Origin of the sequence: Streptomyces phaeochromogenes (assembly GCF_001418655.1) — a bacterium.
In the GTDB taxonomy this organism is placed as follows: domain Bacteria; phylum Actinomycetota; class Actinomycetes; order Streptomycetales; family Streptomycetaceae; genus Streptomyces; species Streptomyces phaeochromogenes.
On the sequence record NZ_LIQZ01000062.1, the window covers coordinates 1 to 26,024 of the forward strand.

The window sequence follows — 26,024 nt, forward strand, 5'->3', positions numbered from 1 at the left end:
AGTTCCTCGCCCTGGTAGATGTAGACGGAGCCGGGCAGAGCGAGGGTGAGCAGGGCGGCGGCACGCGCCCGGCGGGTGCCGAGCCGCAGGTCGGCCGGGGTGCCGAAGGCCTTGGTGGCGAAGTCGAACCCGGTGTCCTGCCGCCCGTAGCGGGTGACCGTGCGGGTCACGTCGTGATTGCACAGCACCCAGGTGGCCGGCGCACCGACCGGGGCGTGTTCGGCGAGGGTGTCGTCGATGGCGGCGCGCAGCCTGGCCGCCTCCCACGGGCACGACAGGAAGGAGAAGTTGAACGCGGTGTGCAGTTCGTCGGGGCGCAGGTAGCGGGCGAACCGTTCGGAGTCCGGCAGCCACACCTCGCCGACGAAGACGCCGTCGTACTCGTCGGCGATCCGCCGCCAGGAGCGGTAGATCTCGTGCAGGTCGTCACGGTCGATGTACGGGTGGGGGTCGCGCCCCTCCACGAAGTCGGGCAGGTCGGGGTCCTTGGCGGGCAGCGCCGCGGAGTCGATGCGTACGCCCGCCACGCCGCGCTCGAACCAGAACCGCAGCACCTCTTCGTGCTCCTCCCGCACCGCGGGGTGGGCCCAGTTGAGATCCGGCTGCTCCGGCGTGAACAGGTGCAGGTACCACTCCCCGTCCTCGACCCTGGTCCAGGTGCGGCCGGAGAACTGTGACGGCCAGTCGTTGGGCGGGAGTTCGCCGTGCTCGCCGCGGCCGGGACGGAAGTGGAAGAGCTTGCGTTCGGGACTGCCCGGTCCGGCGGCGAGCGCGGCCCGGAACCAGGGGTGCTGGTCGGAGACATGGTTGGGCACGATGTCCACGATGGTGCGGATGCCCAGCCCGCGGGCCTCGGTGATCAGCCGCTCGGCCTCGCCGAGGTCGCCGAAGGCGGGGTCGATGGTGCGGTAGTCGGCGACGTCGTAGCCCCCGTCGGCGAGCGGGGACAGGTACCAGGGGGTGAACCAGATCGCGTCGACGCCCAGTTCGGCGAGGTAGGGCAATCTCGACCGGACGCCCGCGAGGTCCCCGGTGCCGTCGCCGTCGCCGTCGGCGAAGCTGCGCGGGTACACCTGGTAGATGGCGGCACCGCGCCACCAGTCGTCGGTGTGGCCGGGGGTCTTGACGGGCTGAGGGGCTGCCACGTGTCGGTCCTTTCGGGGCAGGGGTGGTTCTCCGCCGCCGCCCCGGACAGCGAGGCGTCGGGAACGGGGCGGCGGCGGAGGATCGGTGGGGGGCACCTGCGTGGTGTTCGCTGCGGGTGGTGCCCGGACTGCGGGTGACCGCGGGTGGTGTCCGTACGGCGTGTGCTCGGTCAGCCCTTGAGGCCGCCCGCCGTCAGTCCGCTCATGATGTTGCGCTGGAAGATGAGGAAGAGGATGAGCGTGGGCAGGGACGCGATGGTCAGTGAGGCGATCAGGACGTTCTCGGGCACGCTGGTGGCGAGCGAGTAGATGCCGACGGCGAGGGTCTGCTTCGACGGGTCGGGCAGGACGAGCATCGGCCAGAGGAAGTCCTTCCAGACGCCGACGACGGCGAAGATGGACACGACGCCGAGGATGGGCCGGGAGACCGGCAGGACGATGGACCACAGGACGCGCAGGGGGCCGGCGCCGTCCATCGACGCCGCGTCGAGCAGTTCTTTGGGGATCGAGTCGAAGAACCGCTTGAGCAGGAAGATGTTGAAGGCGTTGGTGACCGAGGGCAGCCAGATCGCCCAGGGCGAGTTGAGCAGGTTGCGTTCGACGATCGGCACGTCCAGCACGGTGAGGTACTGCGGTACGACGAGGACGGTCGCCGGGATCATCAGGGTGGCGAGCATCAGGCCGAGGATCGCCTTGCCGAGTACGGGCCGCAGCTTGGAGAGCGAGTAGGCGGCGGCCACGTCGAGCACCAGCTGGAAGGCGAGCGCGCCGAAGGCGTAGTAGAGGGTGTTCATCAGGAGTTTGGCCAGGTCCATGACCTCCCAGGCGCGCTGGTAGTTCTCCGGGTGGGCGGAGCCCGGCACCCAGGTGGGCGGGGTCTGGACGGCTTCCTGGGTGGTCTTGAGTCCGCCGGACACCATCCAGTACAGCGGGCCGAGGAAGGCCAGCGTGAACAGGACGACGACCAGGGCGAAGCACACCCAGTACACGACCTTGCCGCGCGGGCGGGCCAGTTGGGCGGGTGAGATGAGCGTGCGAGTGGACATGTCCGTGTCTCCCCCGGTCCTAGTCCTGCTCGGCGCGGTTGAGTCGGGTGTACGCGGCCGAGAAGCCGGCCAGCAGTACGAGCAGGAGCAGGCCGAGCGCCGCCGCGGCGCCGTAGTTGTTGAAGTTGAAGGCGTACTGGTAGATCAGGTACACGATGGTGGTGGTGGACCCTTCGGGTCCGGCGCCGCCGGTGAGCAGGAACGGCTCGATGAATACCTGCATGGTGGCGATGATCTGCATGAGGAGCATCAGCAGCAGGATGAGCCTGGTCTGCGGCACGGTGACGTGCCACACCTTGCGGAGCAGTCCCGCGCCGTCCAGTTCGGCGGCCTCGTACAGCTCGCCCGGTACGCCCTGGAGGGCCGCGAGGTAGATCAGTGTCGCGCCGCCCATGTTCATCCAGGTCGAGGCGACCACCACGGAGAGCATCGCGGTGTCGGGGTCCTGTAGCCATTGCTGGGCGGGGACGCCGAAGACGCCGAGTATCTCGTTGAACATGCCGTACCCGGGGTCGTACAGGTACTTGAAGAGCAGGACCGACGCGGTCGGCGGGAGCATCACCGGCAGGTAGACCAGCAGCCTCAAGTAGCCCTGGCCGTGCCGGAATTCGTTGATGATCAGGGCGGTGACGAACGGTACGACGAAGCCGAGGACCAGCGCCAGCACGGTGAACCACAGGGTGTTGCGCCATGCCTGGCCGAAGGCCGGGTCGTTCCAGACGGTGACGAAGTTGTCCCAGCCCACCCAGCTGACGCGGCCGTCCTCGGTCTTCTGGAAGGCGAGGAGGAACTCCCGGACGATCGGATACCAGGAGAAGAAGGCGAAGCAGAGCACCGCGCCGATGAGGAAGCCGTGGGCGGTGATGTTGCGGCGCAGGTTCTTGCCGAACTCGCCGTCCGGGAGGCGCGGGGCACCGGCGCGGGGCCTGCGGGGGCGGCGGTCCTTGACCACCGGGTCCTTGGTGAGGATGGGGGCCGACATGGTCGCTCCTTGACGTACTGCGGTGCCGCCGGACGGGTCGGGTCCGGGCACGTGCCGTGGGAGGTCGGGCTCTCGTCCGCGCCGCCGGTGGACGGCGGCGCGCGGGCGGGCCGGACGGTGGTGACACCGCCCGGCCGCCGCGTGGTCACTGGGTGGCGAGGACCTTGTTGACCTGGGACTCGGCGGTGGACAGGAGCTTGTCGATGTCGGCGTCCTTGTTGGTGAGGATGCCCGACATGACGTTGTCGAGGACCTTGTAGATCTCCTGGGCCTTCGGCGGTTCGGCCTTGCCCGGGACCGGGTTGTCGGTGAACGCCTTGAAGTTCTCCACCGGCATGGTGGCGAACTCCTGGCGGGCGGCGTCGTCCTTGGTCTTGGAGCCGTTCAGCCAGAGGTTCGGCTGCGGGAGTCCCACGGGCAGAGCGTCGGCCTTTGACCGCTTCCAGTCGTACTGGCCCTTGCCGACCGTGGTGAACTTGAAGTTCAGCCAGGCGATGGAGGCCTTGACCTTGTCGGCCGAAATGCCTTGCTTGATCATGTAGTTGTTGCCGCCGGCGAGGGTGTTCTCACCGCCCGGGATCGGCCCCATGCCGAAGTTCTCGTACTTGGCGCCGAGTTGCTGGACCATGTACGTGACGTCGTCGGGCGCTGCGAGGAACATGCCCAGCTTGTCGGTGGCGATCTGCTTCTGGAGGTCGCCCCACTTCAGCAGCTGGGTCTTGCCCATGGAGTCGTCGTCCCAGCGCATGGCGTGGAGGTTCTCGGCGACCTGCTTGCCGGTCGCGTCGTTGAAGGCGGCCTTCTTCCCACTGGCGTCGACGACGTCGCCGCCGAGGCTGTACATCTGCGCGGTGAAGTGCCAGCCACCGGTGTTGGCCGCGCTGTACTCGCCGAATCCGGCGACACCGCCGCCGAGGTCCGCGATCTTCTTGGCCGTGGTGCGGACTTCCTCCCAGGTCGCCGGCGGGGTGTCCGGGTCGAGGCCGGCTTCCTCGAAGAGCTTGCGGTTGATGAGCAGGCCCATGCGGTAGTTGCTGGTCGGCAGGCCGTAGAGCTTCCCGTCCTTCTTCAGCGAGCTGAGGACGTCGGGGTCGATGTCCTTGAGCAGCGGGACGCTCTTGTCGTTGACGTACGCGGTGATGTCCTGGGCGCCGTCGTTGTCGAGGACCTGGGGCAGGTCGGTGAAGTACGTGTAGAAGACGTCGGGTTGGGACTTCGCCTTGAGCATCGCGGTGAAGCGCGGCGGTTCCAGACACTGGCCCGGCGTGGAGCGCCCGTTGATCGTGACGTTGGGGTACTTCTTGTTGAACTCCTTGACGTCCTCGTTCCACTGCCTGAGCTCGGCCGCCTTCGCCGCGGGGGGCATGCAGTCGATGCTGATGGACACCTTGGTCTTCGGGTCCAGCGGTGCGGCGGGGTCGGCTTTCGCACTGTTGCCGGAGCCGTTGTCGCCGTCGTCGTCGCTGCTGCTCGTGCCGCAGGCGGCGAGTGCGGTCAGCGTGAGCGCGGAGGCGAGGGTGACCGCGCCGGCGCGGCGCGTGCGGCGGAACCGAGCTCTTCTCATGGGTGGTCCCCTTCGGGCATGAACGTGGAAGGCGCCCTCACCGCCGGTGCGATGTGGGGCGCCGCACACTCAACCACCACGAACAAGTGACCGCAATATCTCGCGCAGCCTTCGTAAATGTTTGACAGAAGGACGTATACGGTTGATCTCAGGGAGGCGGTTGCGCGCAAGCCGAAGCGCGGTGAGGCCGGGTCCGGCCTCACCGCGCTTCGGTCGTACGGACTAGTCCCGAGGAGCCTGTGTCGTCGAGCCGCGGACCACCAGCTCCGGCTCGAACAGGAGCTCACCGGGCTGGACTTCACCGCCCTGGATCTGGGTGCAGAGCAGGTCCACGGCGGCCCGCCCCATGGCCTCGATGGGCTGGCGCACGGTGGTCAGCGGGGGTTCGGTGCAGTTCATGAAGGCGGAGTCGTCGAAGCCGACGACGGAGACCTGCTCGGGCACCGACAGGCCGCGCCGGCGGGCCGCGCGGATGGCGCCGAGGGCGAGCGGGTCGCTGGCGCAGATGATGCCGGTGACGCCCCGGGCCAGCAGGCGGGTGGTCGCCGCCTGGCCGCCCTCCAGGGAGAACATCGACCGCTCCACACAGTCGTCGGGCAGGGACTTGCCCGCCGCCTCGGCACCGGCCCGCGCGGCGGCCAGCTTGCGCCGGGAGGGGATGTGGTCGGCCGGGCCGAGGACCACGCCGATGCGCTCGTGCCCCAGCAGGGTGAGGTGGCGCCACGCCTGCTCGACCGCGACGGCGTCGTCGCAGGAGACACAGGGGAAGTCCAGCTCCTCGACCGGGGCGTTGATCAGCACGACCGGGATGCGCCGTTCGGCGAGCTGCCGGTAGTGGTCGTGCGGGGCGTCGGCCTGGGCGAACAGGCCGCCGGCGAAGACCACTCCGGACACGTGCTGCTGGAGCAGCAGGTCGACGTAGTCCGCCTCGGAGACGCCGCCCTTGGTCTGGGTGCACAGCACCGGGGTGAGTCCCTGCTGGGCGAGCGCGCCGCCGATGACCTCGGCGAGCAGGGGGAAGATCGGGTTCTGCAGCTCGGGCAGGACCAGGCCGACCAGACGCGCCCGCTCGCCGCGCAGCTGGGTGGGACGCTCGTAGCCGAGGACGTCCAGCGCGGTGAGCACGGACTGCCTGGTGGTGTCCGAGACTCCGGGCTTGCCGTTGAGGACTCGGCTGACCGTGGCCTCGCTGACACCTACCTTCTTGGCTACCTGAGCAAGTCGTCGCGTCATGAGCGCAAGGCTAGCGCAAGCCGCGCAAACGGCTTGCGCCAGCCTTTGTGCCTCCGTTCAGTCTCCGTGAAGGACCGCTGGCCGCCCTTCGGCGGACAGGTCAGGGATTGATGTTGATCCTGAAGGTGGAGGTGGTGTTGCGGATGTCCACGGCGTTGCCGTTGAAGCGCAGGCCGTTGAAGGTGACCTCACCGACCGCCGGGCCCTGCTCCGGTTCCGGCAACTCGTTGGCCCACAGTCCGAACCCGGACTTCGCGTCGTAGGCGTCACCGCTCCTGCGCGCACCCGTGATCGAGATGTCGGTGAGGACCGTGTCCTTGATCGGGTTCACCGGCTGCCCGCCCAGGTACTGGGTCTGGAACATGATCCCGTGGTAGGTCGGATCCACGATGTCCACGTCGTTGACGCGGATGCCCTGGAACACCTTCGAGGCGGAGAACAGCCAGATTCCGGGGAAGGTCTGACTGCCCCAGAAGTGGCCGCCGGAGCGGACCACCGAGACGTTCTCCACGGTCGTCGGCTCGGTGCCGAACCCGTTCATCGGATAGCCGAAGTCCAGCGAGCTGATCGTGATGCCCGAGTAGACCAGGGTGTCGGCGATGTGGATGTTGCGGAAGGTGTTGTCGTAGCCGCCGTAGACGGCGATGCCCGCGGCCCGCCAGGTGAGGATCGAGGTCAGGTTCTCGTAGAGGTTGTCCTTCATGTCGGCGCCGCCCGCGTCGATCGCGGAGAACAGCGCGAAGCTGTCGTCGCCGGAGGCCCGGGACTCGTTGTTGACCACGTGGTTGTCCGTCGAGCCGTTGGTCATGTTGACGGCGTCGGCGAACGTGTTGCGGATGCGCGAGTTGCTGATCGTCACCCGGTCCGTATTGGCGCCCCAGTAGAGGCAGACCATGTGCTCGGTCCAGGTGTTGTCGATGACGATGTCCGACACGTTCGCGAAGTCGAACACCTTGCCCGGTCCGTCGATGCGGGAGGTGTAGTTGCCGAAGTAGGCGAAGTTCCTGAACGAGGACCCCTTCGCGGAGTTCTCCGCCCGGAAGCCGACGTCGGTGTTGTCCTGGCCCGACGGGGCGTGGAACTGCGTGTACCAGGGCCCGGCGCCGACCACCTGCACGGCCTTGCCGTACACCTGGAACTTGCTGGACGTCTGGTATTCGCCCGGCGGGAGGTAGACCCCGGTGAGCCTGCCGGTGGTGTCCATGCGGACCCGGTCCAGGGCGTTCTGCACGTCCTGGTGGCCGAAGCCGGCCGGGACGGCGTACGCGGCCGGGTCCGGGTTGGCGACCGGCGCGACCTGTTCCAGGCTGACGAAGTCGATCGCGTACCGGGAGGTGTTGGCCGTGTCCTTCTGCAACCGGATCTTCGCGCCCTCCGGAACGGTCTCGCCCAGCATCAGGTGTGCCTCGTCGTAGATGTGGCGCGGGGCTCCCGCGGACGGGGAGTTGCCGGGACCTGCCTCCGCCCCGTACAGCCAGGCGTACTTCGAGGTGAGCGGCAGCACCTTGCGGAAGGTGCCGTTGACGTAGACGTTGAGGGTGGCGTCGATGCCTCCGCCGCCCGCGGAGTCCGGGATGGAGAAGCGGGTGACCAGGGTGTTGGTGGCCGCCTTGGTGGTGAACTCGACGTACTCACCGGTGCTGTTGAGGGTGACCGCCTTGCGGCCCGACGCCTCTCCGGCGAGGTCGCCGACGGTCCGGTTGGGCCCGACGGTCGCCGCTCCGCCGCCGGTCGCGCCGTCCTCCGCCTCGTACATGTCGAAGGGCATGTTGGCGCCGCGTCCGACGAACAGGGACTGGGTGGCGCTGTTGTTCTCCCGTTTGACCGGCAGTTCGTTGGCGTCGGCGGCGACGGTCGTACGCACCGTGTACGAGCCGTTGGCCGCGGTCCAGGTGCCCACCGTGACGGCGCCGGTGGTGGCACCGGCCGCGATCGTGCCGTCGTACGAGCCGGTCAGGGTCCGCACGGTGGCGCCCTTGGAGTCGACCAGTGCGACGGTGATGCCGTGCGCGCCACCCGCCGAGCCGATGGTGCCCTGGTTGCGCAGGGCGACCTTGAAGGTGACGGTGTCGCCGTCCGCCGGGCCGGACGGTGAGGTGGTCAGCACCGGCACGAGGTCGGAGCTGCTGACCGGGCGCACGACGAGTGAACTGGGGCTGGTGTAGGTGTTGTTGGTCTCGTTCTGCTCGATGACCGCACCGGCGTCGTCGGCGACGGCACTGAGCTGGTAGGTACCTGCGTCCCGTGCCCCGATGGAGGCGGTGACGGTGCGCTGCGCTCCGGCCGCGAGGGCGCCGACGGCCGCGGTGGCGACCTTGGTGCCGCTCAGGCGCAGTGCGACGGCGCTGGCCGGTGCGGCGGCCTCGCCGCTGTTGCGGACGGTGGCGGTGAGGGTGATCTCGTCGGACTCGACCGGTGAGGCCGGCGAGGCGGTCAGCGCGGTGACCTCAAGATCCGGGTTGGGCGCGGCGGTTCCGATCACCTGGAACTCGGCGATCTGCCCGGCCGGGGCGCCCGTGTTGGAGGTGAAGCGCAACTGCACGTCGGCCACCCGCGCGGTGACGGGAACGGTCACGCTGTTGCCGCTCGACGGGCTGAAGGCGTAGTCCTTCGCGGCGACCAGGCTGGAATAGCCGGTGGCGTCCTGCTCGCGGCCGAGGACCTGGATGTTCTGGGTCCGGGCGCCCCAGGCGCTGTCCGGGTTGAGCTTGAGGACGAGCGAGGAGACGTCGGCGTTGGCTCCGAGCTTCACGGTGAGGGTGGCCGGATGGCCGGAGCCCTCCCAGTAGGTGGAGGTGCTGTTGTCGTTGGCGTTCTCGGCGACGAAGGTGTGCACGGTCGAGGAGGCCGTGATCGGCCTGCCGACCGCGAGGTTGGAGCCGGGGCCCGAAGTGCCGTTGCGCGTCACGGTGTTGCTGTCCCCCGACACGTTCCCGGCGGCGTCCTTGGCCCGCACGAAGTAGGAGACCGTGGCACTCGCGGAGCGGTTGTCGGTGTACGAGGTGACCGTACCGGCGACCGTGGTGAGCAGCTCGTTGTTGGCGTACACGTCGTAGCCGGTCACACCGGTGTTGTCGCTGGAGGCGTTCCAGGCGAGCCTGATCTGCCCGGCGGCCGGTTCGGTGAGGGCCAGGTTCGCGGGTGCCGTGGGTGCCTGGGTGTCACCGGTCTCGCCGCGGCGGGTGACGGTGTTGCTGTTGCCGGAGACGTTCCCGGCGGCGTCCCTGGCCCGCACGAAGTAGGAGACCGTGGCACTCGCGGGACGGTTGTCGGTGTACGAGGTGACCGTGCCCGCGACGCTGGTGAGCAGCTCGTTGTTGGCGTACACGTCGTAGCCGGTCACACCGGTGTTGTCGTCGGACGCCTTCCAGGCCAGCCGGATCTGGCCGGTGGCGGGCTCGGTGTAGGCGAGGTCCGCGGGGGCGTCCGGCGCCTCGGTGTCGCCGCTCGCCGGGCCATAGACCTCCAGTTCGGACAACTGGGCAGCGGGCTGACCGGTGTTGGCGGTGACCAGCACCCGCACGTACCGGGTGGTCGTCGGGTCGAAGGAGATCGTCACCGAGTTGCCGTCGCCCGGCGCGAAGGCGTAGGCCTTGGAGGCGGTCAGGTCGGACAAGTCGCTGCCGTTGGCGCTGCCCTGGATCTTCAGGGTCTGGCTGCGGGCTCCCCAGCCGTCGGGCAGGCGCAGCACCACCCGGTCGACGCGCAGGGAGGAACCCAGGTCCGCCTGGATCCACTGCGGCAGGTCGTTGTTGCGGCTCTCCCAGTAGGTGGCCTTGTTGCCGTCGGCCGCGTTGGCCGGCACGTACGTCTCGTGGTGACTGGCGGCGGTGAGCGTGCGCCCCCGTGCCAGGTTCGCCGAGGAGTCACCGGACTCGCGGACCTCCAGCTCGGAGAGCTGCGCGGCCTGCCACCCGGTGTTGGCGGTGATGTCGATCCGTACGTACCGGGCCTGGGCGGCGGGGAAGGTCACCGTCACGGTGTTGGCGCTGCCGGGGCTGAAGGCGTAGGAGGCGGAGGTCTTCAGCGTGGTGAAGCTCGTGCCGTCCGCACTGCCCTGGACGGACAGGGTCTGGTTGCGGCTCTCCCAGCCCGCCGGGAGCCTCAGTACCACCTCGTCCACACGGGCGGTGGCACCCAGGTCCGTCTGGATCCACTGGGGGAGGCTGGTCCCCGCGCTCTGCCAGTACGTTCCCTGGTCGCCGTCGGTGATGTTGCGTGCGGCGTATTCGGCGTGGGCGCTGCCGGCGGTGGCGGGCCGTCCGGCGGCGAGGTTGGGCCCGGCCGCCGCCGCGGCGGCGGTCAGCGACGGCAGCCCCAGCAGGAGCAGAGCGGTCGTGAGGACGGCGGCGATCCCCCGCCATCCCCGGCGTTGCGGTCTCATGTGTCCCCGATCTCCGTCCCGAACCGGATGTGGGCGGCCCCGGGGCGGCTGTGTGGGTGGGTGTCCGTGGGGGTGCAGGTCGCGCTTCGATGTGCGGTCGTGCGCACTCTCTTTTGCGTCGATCGATCAGAGAGTTGCAGACACCTGACGGTACGTCTATGGCGTGAGCATGCCCGAAATGCAAGCCCCGCGGGTCCTTGCCACCTGCTGCAGCACCGGGCCAGCGACTTTCGCGCGAGCTGCCGGAAAAGCGCAAGCGGGCACGCAAGCAACGCAAGCCGCTTCCACGTCAACTACCGGTGATACCGGGACCGTTGACAAAGCGGAGACGGGCTAGAAACCTGTGGGCGTAGTTTCCGCAAAGAATCGACTGAGCAGCTCAATTTGCGCGCAAGGCCGGTGCATTCCTCGACGGACACTCCACTCCCCCTCTGAACTCCCCTGTGCCTGCTCCGGCGTGCCCGGCCCGTCAGTCGCGCTTCCGCCTCCCCCACGGAACAGAGGACCCCATGAGATGGAGACCCCTCGGTCGCCGGTCACTGACCGGTGCCGTCATAGCCGCGCTCATGACGACCGGGCTGATACCGCTGGCCGTCACGTCGAGCGCCCGGGCCGCCACCGCCCCGGTCGACAGCGATCGCGCGAAGGCGGCGGCCGTCGCCAACCTCGCGCTCGGACGTCCGGCCACCGCGGGCGGCTCGAACGGCCCCTACACCGCCGGGAACGTCACCGACGGCACTCAGGCCTCCTACTGGGAGGGGCCGGGCGGCTCCTTCCCGCAGTGGGTCCAGGTCGACCTCGGCGCGACCCGGACCGTCGACCAGGTGGTGCTCAAACTGCCCGCCACCTGGGAGAGCCGTAACCAGACGCTGTCCCTGCAGGCCAGCACCGACGGCTCCACGTTCCGTACGCTCGCGGCCTCGGCCGGCCGGGCGTTCAACCCCGCGCAGGCCAACACCGTCCCGGTCAGCCTGACTTCCCCGGCCGAGGCGCGCTATGTCCGCGTGCACATCACCGGGAACACCGGCTGGAACGCCGCTCAGCTCTCCGAGCTGGAGGTGTACGGCGACGACGGCGGCACCACGCCTCCGCCGACCGGCACCAACCTGGCCCGCAACAAGCCCGTCGAGGCCACCTCCTCGGTCCACAACTTCGTCGCCGCGAACGCCGCCGACGACTCCACCTCCACCTACTGGGAGGCGGCGGGCCACCCCTCCGACCTCACCGTCAAGCTCGGGGCCAACGCCGACGTCGACGCCGTGGTGGTCAAGCTCAACCCGGACCAGGTGTGGGGGGCCAGGACCCAGAGCATCCAGGTGCTGGGCCGTGAACACTCCGCGAGCGGCTTCACCTCGCTGCGCGACCCCGCCGACTACGCCTTCAGTCCCTCCCGGGACAACAACTCCGTGACCATCCCGGTCACCGGCCGCTGGTCCGACCTGCGGCTGCGCTTCTTCTCCAACACCGGGGCACCGGGCGGCCAGGTCGCCGAGTTCCAGGTCGTCGGGACCGCGGCACCCGCACCCGACCTGACCGTCACAGGGCTGGACTGGACCCCCGCTGCCCCTTCCGAGCGGGACGCGGTGACCGTGAACGCCACGGTCCGCAACGCGGGCACGGCACGCTCGGCCGCCACGACCGCGGACGTCAGCCTGGAGGGAACGGCCGTCGGCAGCGGAACCGTACCCGCGCTCGAACCGGGCGCGTCCGCCACGGTGGCCGTCGCCGCCGGCACCCGTCCCGCGGGCGACTACGGCGTCTCCGCCGTGGTCGACCCGCGCAACACGGTCGCCGAACTCGACGACAGCAACAACAGCCGCACCGCCGCGAACCGGCTGGTCGTCGGCCAGGCACCCGGCCCGGACCTCGAAGTACGCGGTATCACCACCAACCCGGCCAACCCGGCCGTCGGCTCGTCCGTCTCCTTCACCGTCGCCGTGCACAACCGCGGCACCACCGCGGCGCCGGCCGGCTCCGTGACCAGGCTCCAGGTCGGCTCCACCACGCTCAACGGCACGACCGGCCAGGTGGCGTCCGGAGCCACGGCGAACGTGGCGATCAGCGGAACGTGGACGGCCACCAGCGGTGGGGCCACCCTCACGGCCACCGCCGACGCCACCGGGGTCGTCGACGAGACCAACGAGAACAACAACGTGCTCGCCAAGTCCCTCGTCGTCGGCCGTGGCGCCGCCGTCCCGTACGCCGAACTGGAGGCTGAGGAAGGCCGCTACGAGGGCACCCTGCTCACCGCCGACGCCAAGCGGACCTTCGGACACACCAACTTCGCCACCGAGTCCTCGGGCCGCAAGTCGGTCAGGCTCAACTCCACCGGCCAGTTCGTCGAGTTCACCTCGACGGCTCCCTCCAACTCGATCGTGGTGCGCAACTCCCTCCCGGACGCCGCGGGCGGCGGCGGAGCACAGGCCACGATCAGCCTGTACGCCAACGGCACCTTCGTGCAGAAGCTCAACCTGTCGTCGAAGCACAGCTGGCTGTACGGGACCACCGACGACCCCGAGGGACTGACCAACACGCCGGGCAGCGACGCCCGTCGGCTGTTCGACGAGTCGCACGCGCTGCTGTCGCAGAGCTACCCGGTGGGCACCAAGTTCCGCCTCCAGCGGGACGCGGGCGACACGGCCGCGTTCTACGTCATCGACCTCGTCGACCTCGAACAGGTCGCGCCCGCGGCCACCAAGCCCGCGAACTGCACCTCGATCACCGAGTACGGGGCCGTCCCGGGCGACGGACTCGACGACACCGACGCCATCCAGCGGGCGGTCACCGCCGACCAGAACGGCCAGATCTCCTGCGTGTGGATCCCGGCCGGGCAGTGGCGCCAGGAACAGAAGATCCTCACCGACGACCCGCTGAACCGGGGCCAGTACAACCAGGTCGGCATCCGGGACGTCACCATCCGCGGCGCGGGCATGTGGCACTCCCAGCTCTACACCCTCACCCCGCCCCACCAGGCCGGTGGCATCAACCACCCGCACGAGGGCAACTTCGGCTTCGACATCGACCACAACACCCAGATCTCCGACATCGCCATCTTCGGCTCGGGCGCCATCCGCGGCGGCGACGGCAACCAGGAGGGCGGCGTGGGACTCAACGGCCGCTTCGGCAAGGGCACGAAGATCACCAACGTGTGGATCGAGCACGCCAACGTCGGCGTGTGGGCCGGCCGCGACTACTCCAACATCCCCGAACTGTGGGGCCCCGGCGACGAGTTGGAGTTCTCGGGCGTACGCATCCGCAACACCTACGCCGACGGCATCAACTTCGCCAACGGCACCCGTAACTCCACCGTCTACAACTCGTCCTTCCGCAACACCGGCGACGACGCGCTCGCCGTGTGGGCCAGCAAGTACGTGAAGGACACCTCGGTGGACATCGGCCACGACAACCACTTCCGCAACAACACGATCCAGCTGCCGTGGCGGGCCAACGGCATCGCGGTGTACGGCGGTTACGGCAACACCATCGAGAACAACGTCATCGCCGACACGATGAACTACCCCGGCATCATGCTCGCCACCGACCACGACCCGCTCCCGTTCACCGGGCAGACCCTCATCGCGGGCAACGCCCTGCACCGGACGGGCGGCGCGTTCTGGAACGAGGACCAGGAGTTCGGCGCCATCACCCTCTTCGCCCAGGGCCAGGACATCCCGGGCGTGACCATCCGTGACACCGAGATCTTCGACTCGACGTACGACGGCATCCAGTTCAAGACGGGTGGCGGCGCGATGCCGGGCGTGAAGATCACCGACGTGAAGATCGACGGGTCCAACAACGGCTCCGGCATCCTCGCGATGAGCGGGGCCCGTGGCAGCGCCACCCTCACGAACGTCACGATCACGAACTCGGCCGAAGGGAGCGTACTGATCGAGCCGGGCTCGCAGTTCACCATCACCGGCACACCCAACGGGGCGTCCGCCGCCCGCATGAACCGCTGAGCCAGGGGTCTCCGGCCACCGGCAACGGGCGCCGGAGCCCCGTCGGCACACCTGTCCCGACCATCCACGCAGGACGCCGGTGCCCCGCACTCCTCTCGGAGGGCGGGGCACCGGTCTCGTCGGCACCTCCCCGGACACCGCTCAGGTTCTGGCATGGTCGACGAGCGGGGACTCAGCGAGTGATCTGCGGGAGCCGCGGAAGCATCAACGCCCTTGCCGGGCCGAGGAGGACGAGTGACCAGCGCACCGCAGAGACGGGCCCGATTACGTCGCGCACGCCATCGGCCGGCGCCGAACCACGTCCGGGCACGGCTCCGCGAGGAGCCTCCCGGTCCGGAGCCGGCTCCGTCGCGGCCGTCGGAGGGCTCTGGGCCCAAGCCGTCGTGTCGTACTGGAGCCGGCAGACGGCCAGGGATCAGCTGCCCAGTCCAAAGAAGGAGGCGCTCTCCAAGAGCGAGATCAAGCGTCGAAGTGACCTACTGGGTCCAGAACCACCATGGAGAACCCGATCGGTCAGGGGATCCGTCACATCGCGGTCTTCGAGGAACAGGTGGGTGAGGCGGGCTTGTGCGAGGGCAGGGGCAAGTAGCAGCCACAGCAACTCGCCGTGAGGGTCAGTGGCCGCCCGGTCAGAGGTCGTCCACGTCGACCAGCCCGTCCTGGATGGCGCGGGCGACCAGGCTTGCCTTGGTCCGCGCGGGCCGGCCGACGTTCGCGTACTTGATGCGCACCCGGTCCAGATACGAGTTGACCGTTCGTACGGAGATCCCGAGACGCTGCGCGACCAGCTCCTTCGACTCCGACTGGAACCACTCGATGAGCACGTTCTCCTCGCGCACGGAGAGCTGGGGACGGTCGGCGCGGGTGTTCGTCCCCAGCGCGCCGGCCAGTGCGGGCGGCATGTAGGGCCGCTCGTCCGCCGCTGCCAGCGTCGCCTCGACCAGGTGGTCCCGGCCCTCGCTCTTGGTCAGATAGGTCGCGGCTCCCAGGTCCAGGCAGTTGAGCGCCGTCTTCTCGTCGTCCCGCATCGAGTAGACGACCACCTGGCGACCGGCGTCGACGAGTCTTCGGAGGCTGCCGAAGGCGGGGCCGCCTTCGGCGAGTTGCAGATCCAGGACGACGACGTCGGCCGTGCTGCCCGGCGCGGTCCAGGCTTCCCGTACGGAGTCGCCGGCCGCGACCACGGTGATGGGCCGCCGTGCTGCGGCGAACCACGCCTCTATGCCCGAGAGGATGGCGGGATGGTCGTCGACGACGACCACGCTGACCGGTGCGTTGTCACTCATGTGAGGTCAACTCCGGAGGCCGCCGGTCTTCTCCAGCCGGCTTCCACCCACACACTTCCGCCGCGGATCGTTCGCTCCACGGCCACCTGCGCGTTCGTGGCACGCCCGGGTGCCTGAGCGGCCTCGTCCGTACCCCGGCCACCCGCGCAGTCCTCGCTGACCACGCTCACGCGTACCGCGCGGGGTGTCCACACGACAGTCACCCTCGCGGTCGAGCGGGTTCGGCCCAGAATCACCGCCACCGGGTCGATCAGCTCCCGGCGTACCTCGACGGGCACCTCACCCGGCCGGCCTCGTACTGCCAGGCTCACAGTCACCCCTTGGTGCTCGGCCACCTCGACGCACGCCCGCAACTCGTTCAGCAGCGGGTCCAGGACGGCATCGCTCTCCGCGAACAGGCGGCGCATACGGGCGGCTTCCACGCCGCACCGCAGCCTGACCTCCTCGTCGTGCGGGCTCAGCACGCCATGGCCGAGGCCCACGAGCAGCGGCACGGTCGTCGCCGTCAGCGCGCGATAGCGCTCCTTGTGATCACGCTGCATGTCCTCGTGGATACGTTCCCGGGTACGCAGTTCTTCCTCCCGCGCGGCCGCGGTCCCGGCTGCCGGCGCCGTACCGTGGAGCAGGTACGTCATCAGTACACCGACGGAGAGCTGGAAGCCGCAGCTACCTATCGTGGAGATCCCCATGATGGCCCACTGGGTGACGGTTGGCTCCCCGGACAGGAACACAGCGGTCGCGTTGAGCCCCACATGTGCCCCGAGAAACGCCGCGAACACCCCGGCCCGCAGGTCTGCCAGCAGGAACAGCGCATGCCAGCCGACCACTCCGAACGCCCAGTCCGGCGCACCTGTCGACTGCTCCGGCGGGAGCGTGAACGCGCATACCGCCGAAACGGCCAGCACCGAGCCCAGGCTCAACCAGCGCACCCTCGGCGGGATCCGCCTGCCACGCAGCAGATAGGCACCCCCGATCACCGCGACGGCGGCAAGGCAGACGAAGGCAGCCGTCTGTGCCCATGCGGGGCGGTACATGTCCTGGTGGACCACGAGCCGGCGCAGCGAGATGGTGAACTGCCACACCAGACTGATCAGCAGCACGGCCAGTTGGGTCCCGTAGAGGAGCCGCCCGCGGATGAAGCGGACGTCGGCCGTGTGCTGTACCTGGGCGCGGGGCGGGTGCGGTACGCCGGTCGCCTGTGCTCTGTCCCCTGCCTGTGGCGCCAGGGCCTGGCCGTGCCAGCGCCACTGCACGCGGGTCCCGGTGTCCGGACGGGAGGTGACCGTGGCGGAGCCTCCGACCGCGTGCATCCTGCCGATGATGGAACCGTTGATGCCCCGTCGCCGCGCGGGGACGGACTCCGGGTCGAAACCCCGTCCCGCGTCGGACAGTTCGACGACGGCGCCGTCCCCCTCCGTCCATGCCCTGAGCTCCGCCTCCCGCACCCCGGCATGGCGTGCCACATTGGTGACGGCCTCTCGGACCCCGTTGAATATCGCGAGCCCGGGGCCGGACGGAATCGCGAGCGGGCCATCGATGCGCGTCTTGAGGCGCACCCTGGCCTGCCCCTCCCCCTCGGGCACACAGCCGAGAAGAGCCGCGAGGTCGACGCTCCCCGTCTCGAATCCGGGCACCGCTGACATGGCCTCCAGATCCTGTCTGGCACGCGGAGGCAGCCACGACCAGTCCCGGCCGTCGCCCTGGGAGACCATCAGCAGCGTCGCACTCGCCGTGTCGTGCAGGGTCGCCAGGTACTCGCGCTCGGTCGCCCTCCGTGCGGCGGCGACCTCCATCTCCCGGCGCGCCGCCGCCCTGACCGCGGCCGACCGGTCGGCCGCCCTGGCCAGCCCCCGAATGATGAGGTACGCGGCCCTCGACAGGCCCACCTGGATCAGCATGCGCACCAGGGGCACCACGTCGGGGCCCTGCCCAGGCGAGGAGAGGACGTCACCCAGCACGCTGACGCCGGCCCCCAACGCGGCCAGGGCGGCCCCGGCCACCGGTCGCGTCGCCCACTCGTACTGGAAGGCGACGACGCTGATGCCGACCATCGCCTCCACCATCACATTCGCGGCCTCGCCGCCGATCACCGGCTGAGACAGCCCCGTCAGCACCACGACGGCCGCGTCCAGCGTCCACAGCAGGGCGAGCGGGAACAGGCGCGGGCGGCGCAGTGAGTAGAGGCGCACACCACAGGCGAGGAAAGCGGGCACCAGCAGAGACAACGCCAGGGGAACCTCCGCCGCATCCGCCGAGACGACGCCCAGCGCACCACACAGGCAGACCACGATGGACCGGAGCCACACCCCGAACCGCTCAAGGGCCAGGATCAACAGACGCTCGCTGGACCTGGGGCCCTCTATCGGCTCAGCGGCCATCCCTGTTCCCCCTCGTATCCCCCATGTCGCGCAGAAACAAGGGTAGTTGCCCCACGATCAAGGTAGAACGCCCATTCGCCTCCGGTACGTGCGGCGGCCGTTCCTTGTGGGGCGAACGACCGGCACACTCACCGACCGGGCCGGGCTAACGTCCCTGTCGTACGGGGCCGACACCGGCAGTCCCCGTCGTACGGGGCTGACACCGGTAGTCCCTGTCGTACGGGACTGACACCTGCCGTGGCGGGCCCGCATCCAGGCGGGTGCGAGTGCGCGCCTGACGCACGGTCAGTTCACTTCCTCCCCTCAACGAGAGGTACAACCATGCCCATTCGTCTCGGCAAGCGGTCCAGATCCCTTCTGGCGACCGGCGCCCTCACCGCCGGCCTGCTCGGCGGCGCCGTTGCCGTCTCTCCTTCGGCGGCAGCGTGGACGTACGTCGGGGAATGCGCGTCCAGCCACAAGATCATGTACAACACGACCTCATCGCAGTCGATCAAGATCCCGGACGTGTGGTATCAGGGGTACTACAACGTGCGTTGCTGGATGGACTACGGCAGCACCGGAGTCGGTGTCGAGGCCCTTCAGCTCGCCCTCAAGTCGTGCTACGGGCGATCCATCGCCGTCGACGGCGAATTCGGCCCGGCCACACGAGACGCCCTCAAGTACGCCCAGGGCCAAGAGGGAATCACCGTTGACGGGCTGTACGGCGAGCAGGTGTTCGAGAACCTGAAGTGGGCCAGGTACACGCAGGACGGGACGCGCAACGGCTGCGCCAGCCGCGACTTCTAGCCGCTTGTCCCTGTAGAAGTCCCTGCACCATGCGGTACGACCCCGACGGCTGCGAGGGCCCGGCACGCAACAACGGCGTCAACGGCGTCAACGGCGTCAACGGCGAGGAAAAGACACCATCCGTGCATGACTACGACGACCCCGCCTGGGGACCGCTTCCCGTCCGTCCGGCCGCGCTGCGCTGGCTGCTGCTTCTCCCCCTGACCCTGGTGTTCCTGCCGCTGTGGTGGGTGGTGTGGGTCTTCCTCGCCGCCTGCTTCTACTGCGTGGCGCCGGTGGCCGAGCTGATCGTCTACATGGTGCCGCGTGCCGAGAACGGTGCGATACGGATGCTGGACGCCACGCTGGGCCGGGTGCCGTTCCTCCCGCTCTGGTGCGTGACCGCGGTGGCGCTGGTACGGGAGGGCGACACGGCGTACTACCGGGCGCGAGTGGACCGGCGCGTCGAGAAGCAGACCCGGCGCGTGGAGACCTCCCGGCACCGTCGCGAGTACCACCGCGACCTGGAACTCGGAGCGCACTACTTCCGGGGCGCCGGCGCCGGTTACGTCCTGCGCGCCGCCTCGGAGCGGGGCTGGAACCTCCATCCGGTGCTGCGCTCGCACCCCCGGCGTCGGCTCCGGCTGCGCCACAACGGCCGGCCGAGGCCGGACTTCAGGAACTGACTGTCCTGGACGGTTTTCGTCAAGGGCGGCCACCCCTTCCGGGGCTGATCGGCCCTGGGCGTGCTCGCCCGCTCTCAAGGAGACGACAAGGAGACGACACTGAGAAGAAGCGCCCTGCGGTGGCCGGTACTGATCATCGCGTTCGTGCTGAGCCTGCCCTCGCTGACCGGCTGCGCCATCGACAAGGGCACGGCACTCGCCTCGGATTTCGAAGAGAACTGGGCCGGTACGCCGGACGTGGCGAAAATCCACACCACGAAGAACAACACGCTGCCCTTCAAGGGATCGTCGACCGGCACGCTGATCCTCAAGGACGGCACTTCGGCCGACCGCGTGACCCAACTGGTGGGCGAGATGAGGGAGTACGTCGCCCGTCACGCCAAGATCAGCGGTCGGATCGCGGCGGACGGAATCACCTTCACCGTTGTCGCGGACGAGAGGCGCACCGGAGAGGTCCTGGCGCTGTGGCGGTCACTGACGGCCGACGACCGGGTGTCAGCCGCCGACATCAATGACGAGCCCTGGAAAGAAGCAACCGACCGCTGGCGGATCGAAGTCACCGCGGTCGATGCCGCCGACGCATTGGCGGTGTTCAAGGACATGTACGCCAAGGGCGACCGCCACCGGCCACTCGCTGGAGTGATGGTCCTGAGGGTCAGAGGGCCGGGGCTCTTCGTGGAGAGCGACTTCAACGACGGTTTCCCTGCCGAGGCAATCGCCGCGTACGAAGCGGTGCTCGCCCAGTACCCGGTCGTCGGCGCGGGCCTGCGACGCGATGCCGTGTCCGGATCGGCGGTAAGCATCGTCGTGGCGGAGGGCGTGGATCGGGACCGCGCCGTCGAACTCGCCAGAAGCGCGGCGCCGAACCTCGGCACCGCCGTCGAGGTCACCAGCGACAGAGCGGGCTGAGCGCGGACGGGGCGCCGGCTGGCTCAACCGGCGCGGGCTGGAGGATCTCCTGCTGGAGGCCGGGGAGTTGCTCCCCGGCCGCCCTGAACTACATGCGCCCGGGGAGTCGGCATTGGCAGGGCCAATCCCGCATTTCTGTCCTGTAGGAACTCGGGCAATCGGTCCGAAAATCGAAAGGTGGAGCAAAGTTGATCAAAATCCGAAGCGGGCGGGCCAAGTCGGCAATGGCCACTGGGGCCCTTCTGGCCGGACTCCTCGGCGGCGCTCTCGCCGGCGCGCCGTCCGCGTCCGCAGCCACCTCCCCTTGCAGCCACGGGAGTTATGTCTACAACAAAGTCACAAACCCCACCTCCTACAAGTACATCCCCTACGTCACCGGCGATTGGTCCGATTGCTGGCTGGACCGGGGGATGAGCAACACGGCAGTCCGCGCCCTTCAGAAGAACCTGAATTCCTGCTACGGGTACAAGCTGGAAACGGATGGGGTCTTCGGAGCCCTCACCGAGTCGGCGCTCATCTCCGTTCAGAAGAAGGTGGGCGTCGCGGCGGACGGCGACTACGGACCCAATACGCGGGATGCGATGTCGTGGGCCAACTACAGCGTGGAAACCGGGGCGAGGATCAGCTGCAACTGACCAACAGCTGATCCACCGCCGGGATGCCGGCGACAAGTCGCGGGAACTTCGGCGTAACGGGAGGTGCGTTCGCCGCATCAAGGGCGACCGCACCTCCTTGGTACGCAGAACCGATTCAGTCGAATATGCAGTCCTGAATCTTTGTCTCATCACCTACAAACACGGGGACGGAATGCAGAACACGGGGCGCAACAAGAGGATTTCGACCGCGGCGGCGCTGGGCGCACTGACGGTGCTTCTCGTCACTGGATGCTCCTTCAGCATCGGCGACGCGGAGAAGAAGAGTGAGGCGACGGCCAGTGAGAGCGCAGCAGCCGTCGAGGAGCGCCCGACGGCCGAGGAACAGCCGTCGGCCGAGGAACAGCCGTCGGCCGAGGAGCAGCCGGTCGGTGACGATCCCTCGGAGCCCGAGAACACGGGCGTCAACGAGGGCGGGGCCGTCCACAAGGCCCGAGTCGCGCAGACGATCTCCGACAAGCTCGCCGCGGACACCGGCAAGCGTCCCGACAGGGTCACCTGCCCTGAACATCTCCCCGCCCGGGTCGGCGCCACGATCCGCTGCGAGCTCACTGCCGGCAGCGACACCCTCGGGGTCACCGTCACCGCCACCTCGGTCAACGGCAAACAGGTCAACTACAACTTCAAGGTCGACGAAAGCGCCGAGTGAACACAGAACCCGCACGCGCCGCTCGGAAAACGAAAGACCCAGGTCCAATAGGTTGCCGGCCAGTTCGGCCTGGTCCGGAGTCAGCCCGTGCGAAGTTGTCAGACGGATGTTGAACGGGCGCTGCTGGCGCCCCATCTGCCCAAGCACGAAGGAGCTTGTCGGGTGAGCAATGTACTGACCATGCGAGCCTCCCGGGAAAGAGTCCACGACGGCGCTCCGGCGCCGGTCAAGGACCGGGTCGACTTCTCCGACGGATCGGGACCGTCCCGGGTGGTCGCGTATGTGGAGCGCGAGCTGCCGCCGGGCGGCACACCCGCATACCTCGCGGCCCGCAGCAGCGGCGCTCGCTCCTTCGTCCTGTGGGCCGACGAGCACCGCCGGGAGCGGGTGGCCACCCTGGTGACCCTGTCAGCCACCGGCGGTGTCGCGACGTTTCAGGCGCTCGGAGCGCGCGGCGAGCTCATCGGCACGCTCGTGCGCGAGAAGGCGCTCCGCGGCAGGGGCCTGCGCACCCGCTGGACCGTGACTCAGCCCGGCGGCCCTGAGGCTGTGGGCTTCAAGGGCCGGATCTTCTGGTGGTTCATGTGGTGGCTGTCGTTTCCCATGCAGCTGCTGATCCTCGTGTTCAGCATTTTCGACAGTGTCCCCGGCAATGAGGGTGGCGTCGCACGCGGCCCCCGGCGCATCAGGTGGCGCGCGGGTGGGCAGATCCCGCTGGAGTTCAGATCCGGCGGCGACAAGCTGCATTTGCACGCGCCGGGATTGGACTGGCGGCTTGGGGCCACCCTGATCGTCCTGCTGCACACCTTCGCCGCCGGCTCGTGGGACGCGAGGAAGAAGTAACCGGTCGGCCGCGCCGCAGGTCCCGTCCCTCGCCGAAGGACGGTCGCTCACTGAAACGGAACAGACACACACCGCATCCGGCCTGCGTGCGTCCGCCGCGCGCCAGACCATCAAGTCCTCCGCCAAGCCGACCCCGCGAAGCAAACACACGGATGGTGCTGGCCGAAACCGGCCAGCACCATCCGTGTGCGTAAAGATTGTGTCCGAGGGGGGACTTGAACCCCCACGCCCGATAAAGGGCACTAGCACCTCAAGCTAGCGCGTCTGCCATTCCGCCACCCGGACTAGGTGTCTGCCGCCTGGACGGGGGTGTTCCCCGTGGCGACATGGACAACAATACCAAGCTTTCGGAGTGGCTTTCACCTGCGTTTCCTCGCCCCGGCGGGGGTTCCCGACAGGTGCGGAGGGTGCGCCTACAGTCTCACCATGGGTGACTGGAAGACTACGGACGGGCTGCCGCGGAGACGGCGGCACCGCGCCCTGTCGCCGTTGCGGGAGCATCTGCGGGACACGTTCTGGTTCGCTCCGACCGCCGCTCTGTTCCTGGTGTTCGTGGTGTGGTCCGCGGCGACGGCGGCCGACGACGCGATCCTGACCGCGCTGCGCGACGCGGGCGACGAGGACGCCGTCAGCGATCTGCTGGGGATCGCAGAGGACGCGAAGACCGTGGTCACCACGATCAGCGCGGCCATGATGACCTTCATCGGCGTCGTCTTCAGCATCTCGCTGGTCGCCGTACAGATGGCCGCCGGGCAGTTCAGCCCCCGCGTCGTACGGATCTTCGTGCGGAGCCGGATCACCAAGGCCACCTTCGCGGTGTTTCTGGCCACCTTCGTCCAGTCCCTGCTCGTCCTCACCTCGTACGACAGTCAGCGTGATCCCGCGCTGGTGGCCTCGATCCCGCTCGTCCAGTCCGTCCTCACGCTGATCCTGGTGGGGCTGAGCGTCGTCCTGTTCGTGATGTATGTGAACTCGACGCTGCGGCTGATGCGCGTCGCGCACGTCGTCGACCTGATCACCAGGGAGGCGTTGCGGGTCGTCGCGAACATGCCCCTCGACGTCTCCGTGGAGAGGCCCGCCGGTATCGGTACCGGAGCCGATACCAGTACCGCCTCACACCCCGACCTCGGCCCCGAGACCGCCCGCATCGCCCATCACGGCCGCGCGGGCGTACTGCGGGACGTCGACATCGCGCACCTCGTCCGGATGGCGCGGCAGAACGGTGTCGTGCTGCGGCTCGTCCCGCGGATCGGGGACTTCGTCGTGCCGGGTACGCCGGTGTTCGCCGTTCATGGGGGTCCCGCCACGAAGGGGCTGCGGGCGCTGAGTTTTCAGGTGTCCGTGGGTGCCGAGCGGACGTTCCATCAGGATCTGGGGTTCGGGCTGCGGCAGTTGTCGGACATCGCGTTGCGCGCCCTGTCGTCTGCCGTGAACGACCCCACCACGGCGGTTCAGGCCGTGGACCGGATCGTGCAGTTCCTGTCCTCGGTGGCGCAACGCCCGCTCGGGGCCCTGTTGCACCGGGACAGGCAAGGCACCGTACGACTGGTGCAACCCGTGCCGGACTGGACCGAGTTGGTCGACCTCGCCTTCACTGAGATCCGAGGGTGCGCGGTGTCCAGCCCTCAGGTCACCCGCCGTCTGCTGGCCGGGCTCGACGATCTTCTCGGTGCCGTTCCCGAGGACCGTCGGGCGCCGCTGGTCCGCCATCGCACGCTGCTGACCCAGGCCGTGGAACGGACCGTGCCGGAAGCCGCGGACCGCGCCTTCGCCCTCCACCCGGACCGGCAGGGCATCGGCTAGGCGCGACACCACCTTTCCCCCGGCCGGACAGTCGGGCCGCCGACGGTCACCCAGCACCAAGACGCAACCGCCGACGCTCCCCGAAACCGGTGGGCGGCGCCCCGCACGGCGCCGCCCACCGGCGGTCACGGCATGAGGTGGTACTCCGGGAAGTTGCCCGGCAACCGCTCCCCCGCCGGTCCTCGCGTCACCGCGCGGATCAGCAGTTCGCCGCCCACGAACGCGCCCCGCCAGGACGCGCCGAAGCCGCCGAAGAGCTCGTCGCGGTCGCCACGTGAACGGGGCTTGCCGTGGCCGACCTTGAACGCGCGGATCTGCGGGGCCAGTCGGTCGTAGGTGGCCTCGTCGTCCGTCGACAGGGTCGCGACGAGCGCTCCGTTCGACGCGTTCATGGCGGCGAGCAGCTCCGCCTCGGTGTCGACCAGGACGATGGTGTCGACCGGGCCGAAGGGTTCCGCGTGGTGGAGGGGCGAGGACGGGGGCGGGTTGAGGAGCGTGACCGGTTGGACGTACGCCGCCGTGTCCTGGCCGGGCAGGAAGCGCGCGTCGGCGAGCCGGCCGCGGTGCAGCGGGACGGCGCCCCGGTCGATCGCCTCGGCGACCTGGTCGTGGAGGTCCTTCGCCTTGGCCGCGTTGATCACAGGCCCGAAGTCCAGCTGCGGATACGGGTCGTCCGGGTGCTCGACCGCCAGCGGGTGGCCGACTCGCAGCGTACGGACCGCCGGCAGGTACGCCGCCAGGAAGTCGTCGAACAGCTCACGCTGGACGACGAAGCGCGGGTAGGCGGTGCAGCGCTGCTTGCCGTAGTCGAAGAGCTTGGGGATGACCGCGGTCAGTGTGTCCCAGTCCGTGTGGTTCCAGATGCCCCAGGTGTTCAGACCCTCCTGTTCCAGTACGTGTCGTTTGCCGAGGTCGGCGACGGCCGTGGCCACCGCGGCGCCCGTGTCCCGGCCGCCGACGAAGGAGACGCAGCCGATCTCGGGCGCGCGCACGAGCGCCTCCGACAGCTCGCGCCCGCTGCCGCTGACGAGGGTGACGGGAATCCCCTCGCGTGCCGCGAGTGCGCAGGCCAGGGTGAGACACGCGACGCCGCCGTCGGTCGGGGTCTTGGCGATGACCGCGTTGCCTGCCAATGCCTGTATCAGCATTGCGTGAACGAGCACGCTCATCGGGTAGTTCCAGCTCGCGATGTTGGACACGGGCCCGTCGAGCGGGGTCCGGCCCTCGACCATGGGCTCGATTCCGTCGACGTACCAGCGCACGCCGTCGATGGCCCGGTCGACGTCGGCCTGCGCGAGGCGCCAGGGCTTGCCGATCTCCCAGACGAGGAGGAGGGCGAGCAGTTCGCGGTGTTCGGTGAGCGCGTCGAGCGTGGCCGCGACGCGGGCCCGGCGTTCGTCCAGGGGAACGTGCCGCCAGGCGCGGTGGTGGTCGAGTGAGGCGCGTACGGCCTGGTGGGCCGTCAGGCCGTCGAGGCGCGGCGGACCCGCGATGGGGCTGCCGTCCACGGGGCTGGTGGCGGGCAGCGCCCTGCCGTCCGCCTGCCAGGCCGCGCCCCAGAGGTTGAGGACACGGTCGTCCCGGAAGGCTTCCGGCGCCACGGTGAGGCAGCGTTGCCAGGCGTCGGTCCAGGAGGTGTGGGACTTGAGGGTGAGGGTGGGTGCCATTCGGTTGCTCCGCTCTCGGTGCACAGTCGGGGGCGGTAGTGCATGGCTCGCCTCCCGTACGGGAGTACT

At 69.1% G+C, this 26,024-nt stretch carries 17 protein-coding genes and 1 tRNA gene; 8 read left to right on the forward strand and 10 right to left on the reverse strand.

Annotated features, from left to right (window positions below; translation table 11 throughout):
* The 6 genes from AOK17_RS08870 to AOK17_RS08895 all read right to left on the reverse strand — a co-directional run.
* The coding region (locus AOK17_RS08870) for an alpha-amylase family glycosyl hydrolase (protein ID WP_055611795.1) at positions 1 to 1,145 on the reverse strand (1,145 nt) is incomplete at its 3' end.
* Between the two features lie 170 nt (positions 1,146 to 1,315).
* Positions 1,316 to 2,191, reverse strand: coding sequence for a carbohydrate ABC transporter permease (locus AOK17_RS08875; protein WP_055611796.1), 876 nt, complete (start codon positions 2,189 to 2,191; stop codon positions 1,316 to 1,318).
* A 19-nt stretch (positions 2,192 to 2,210) separates the two neighbouring features.
* Positions 2,211 to 3,173: a carbohydrate ABC transporter permease gene (locus AOK17_RS08880; protein WP_055611797.1), complete on the reverse strand. Its 963-nt coding sequence runs from the start codon at positions 3,171 to 3,173 to the stop codon at positions 2,211 to 2,213.
* Positions 3,174 to 3,318: 145 nt separating this feature from the next.
* On the reverse strand, positions 3,319 to 4,737 hold the full coding sequence (locus AOK17_RS08885) for an ABC transporter substrate-binding protein (RefSeq protein WP_055611798.1): 1,419 nt from the start codon (positions 4,735 to 4,737) through the stop codon (positions 3,319 to 3,321).
* Between the two features lie 222 nt (positions 4,738 to 4,959).
* Positions 4,960 to 5,970, reverse strand: coding sequence for a LacI family DNA-binding transcriptional regulator (locus AOK17_RS08890; RefSeq protein ID WP_055611799.1), 1,011 nt, complete (start codon positions 5,968 to 5,970; stop codon positions 4,960 to 4,962).
* A gap of 100 nt (positions 5,971 to 6,070) precedes the next feature.
* Positions 6,071 to 10,354, reverse strand: a complete 4,284-nt coding sequence (locus AOK17_RS08895) for a discoidin domain-containing protein (RefSeq protein WP_055611800.1) — start codon at positions 10,352 to 10,354, stop codon at positions 6,071 to 6,073.
* Positions 10,355 to 10,863: 509 nt separating this feature from the next.
* Here AOK17_RS08895 and AOK17_RS08900 point away from each other — a divergent pair.
* A complete protein-coding gene (locus AOK17_RS08900; RefSeq protein ID WP_055611801.1) occupies positions 10,864 to 14,313 on the forward strand; it encodes a CARDB domain-containing protein in 3,450 nt (1,149 codons plus the stop codon).
* A gap of 629 nt (positions 14,314 to 14,942) precedes the next feature.
* Here AOK17_RS08900 and AOK17_RS08905 read toward each other — a convergent pair.
* Both AOK17_RS08905 and AOK17_RS08910 read right to left on the reverse strand, forming a co-directional pair.
* On the reverse strand, positions 14,943 to 15,599 hold the full coding sequence (locus AOK17_RS08905) for a response regulator transcription factor (protein ID WP_206190711.1): 657 nt from the start codon (positions 15,597 to 15,599) through the stop codon (positions 14,943 to 14,945).
* On the reverse strand, positions 15,596 to 17,977 hold the full coding sequence (locus AOK17_RS08910) for a sensor histidine kinase (protein ID WP_055611802.1): 2,382 nt from the start codon (positions 17,975 to 17,977) through the stop codon (positions 15,596 to 15,598). Before AOK17_RS08910 ends, AOK17_RS08905 begins: the two co-directional genes overlap by 4 nt.
* A gap of 321 nt (positions 17,978 to 18,298) precedes the next feature.
* On the opposite strand from AOK17_RS08910, the gene AOK17_RS08915 reads away from it, so the two are divergent.
* The 6 genes from AOK17_RS08915 (at position 18,299) to AOK17_RS08940 (ending at position 22,485) form a co-directional block, all read left to right on the forward strand.
* The gene (locus tag AOK17_RS08915) at positions 18,299 to 18,766 is read left to right on the forward strand and encodes a peptidoglycan-binding domain-containing protein (protein WP_055611803.1); all 468 of its coding nucleotides are present in this window, start codon (positions 18,299 to 18,301) and stop codon (positions 18,764 to 18,766) included.
* 29 nt (positions 18,767 to 18,795) lie between these two features.
* Positions 18,796 to 19,431, forward strand: a complete 636-nt coding sequence (locus AOK17_RS08920) for a hypothetical protein (protein WP_055611804.1) — start codon at positions 18,796 to 18,798, stop codon at positions 19,429 to 19,431.
* Between the two features lie 60 nt (positions 19,432 to 19,491).
* Positions 19,492 to 20,340, forward strand: coding sequence for a hypothetical protein (locus AOK17_RS08925; RefSeq protein ID WP_055611805.1), 849 nt, complete (start codon positions 19,492 to 19,494; stop codon positions 20,338 to 20,340).
* A gap of 188 nt (positions 20,341 to 20,528) precedes the next feature.
* A complete protein-coding gene (locus AOK17_RS48175; protein WP_157881287.1) occupies positions 20,529 to 20,975 on the forward strand; it encodes a peptidoglycan-binding domain-containing protein in 447 nt (148 codons plus the stop codon).
* A 172-nt stretch (positions 20,976 to 21,147) separates the two neighbouring features.
* Positions 21,148 to 21,642, forward strand: coding sequence for a DUF4333 domain-containing protein (locus tag AOK17_RS08935; RefSeq protein ID WP_055611807.1), 495 nt, complete (start codon positions 21,148 to 21,150; stop codon positions 21,640 to 21,642).
* 162 nt (positions 21,643 to 21,804) lie between these two features.
* Entirely contained in the window at positions 21,805 to 22,485 is a 681-nt protein-coding gene (locus AOK17_RS08940; protein ID WP_206190712.1) for a hypothetical protein, read from the forward strand.
* 200 nt (positions 22,486 to 22,685) lie between these two features.
* Here the strand turns inward: AOK17_RS08940 and AOK17_RS08945 are convergent.
* Positions 22,686 to 22,770, reverse strand: a tRNA-Leu gene (locus AOK17_RS08945).
* 141 nt (positions 22,771 to 22,911) lie between these two features.
* Here AOK17_RS08945 and AOK17_RS08950 point away from each other — a divergent pair.
* Positions 22,912 to 24,288 (forward strand): DUF2254 domain-containing protein, encoded by a 1,377-nt coding sequence (locus AOK17_RS08950; RefSeq protein ID WP_055611808.1) that lies wholly within the window; start codon positions 22,912 to 22,914, stop codon positions 24,286 to 24,288.
* A gap of 125 nt (positions 24,289 to 24,413) precedes the next feature.
* Here the strand turns inward: AOK17_RS08950 and AOK17_RS08955 are convergent, their stop codons facing one another.
* Positions 24,414 to 25,955: an aldehyde dehydrogenase family protein gene (locus tag AOK17_RS08955; RefSeq protein WP_055611809.1), complete on the reverse strand. Its 1,542-nt coding sequence runs from the start codon at positions 25,953 to 25,955 to the stop codon at positions 24,414 to 24,416.
* Between the last annotated feature and the right edge of the window lie 69 nt (positions 25,956 to 26,024).

Excerpts from the sequence above, each read along its gene's own strand:
- AOK17_RS08935 (WP_055611807.1), top strand. The coding sequence starts at position 21,148 with ATGCAGAACACGGGGCGCAACAAGAGGATTTCGACCGCGGCGGCGCTG.
- AOK17_RS08885 (WP_055611798.1), bottom strand. The coding sequence starts at position 4,737 with ATGAGAAGAGCTCGGTTCCGCCGCACGCGCCGCGCCGGCGCGGTCACC.
- AOK17_RS08955 (WP_055611809.1), bottom strand. The coding sequence starts at position 25,955 with ATGGCACCCACCCTCACCCTCAAGTCCCACACCTCCTGGACCGACGCC.
- AOK17_RS08905 (WP_206190711.1), bottom strand. The coding sequence starts at position 15,599 with ATGAGTGACAACGCACCGGTCAGCGTGGTCGTCGTCGACGACCATCCC.
- AOK17_RS08875 (WP_055611796.1), bottom strand. The coding sequence starts at position 2,191 with ATGTCCACTCGCACGCTCATCTCACCCGCCCAACTGGCCCGCCCGCGC.
- AOK17_RS08920 (WP_055611804.1), top strand. The coding sequence starts at position 18,796 with ATGCGGTACGACCCCGACGGCTGCGAGGGCCCGGCACGCAACAACGGC.
- AOK17_RS08895 (WP_055611800.1), bottom strand. The coding sequence starts at position 10,354 with ATGAGACCGCAACGCCGGGGATGGCGGGGGATCGCCGCCGTCCTCACG.
- AOK17_RS08890 (WP_055611799.1), bottom strand. The coding sequence starts at position 5,970 with ATGACGCGACGACTTGCTCAGGTAGCCAAGAAGGTAGGTGTCAGCGAG.
- AOK17_RS08910 (WP_055611802.1), bottom strand. The coding sequence starts at position 17,977 with ATGGCCGCTGAGCCGATAGAGGGCCCCAGGTCCAGCGAGCGTCTGTTG.
- AOK17_RS08915 (WP_055611803.1), top strand. The coding sequence starts at position 18,299 with ATGCCCATTCGTCTCGGCAAGCGGTCCAGATCCCTTCTGGCGACCGGC.
- AOK17_RS08950 (WP_055611808.1), top strand. The coding sequence starts at position 22,912 with ATGGGTGACTGGAAGACTACGGACGGGCTGCCGCGGAGACGGCGGCAC.
- AOK17_RS08900 (WP_055611801.1), top strand. The coding sequence starts at position 10,864 with ATGAGATGGAGACCCCTCGGTCGCCGGTCACTGACCGGTGCCGTCATA.
- AOK17_RS08880 (WP_055611797.1), bottom strand. The coding sequence starts at position 3,173 with ATGTCGGCCCCCATCCTCACCAAGGACCCGGTGGTCAAGGACCGCCGC.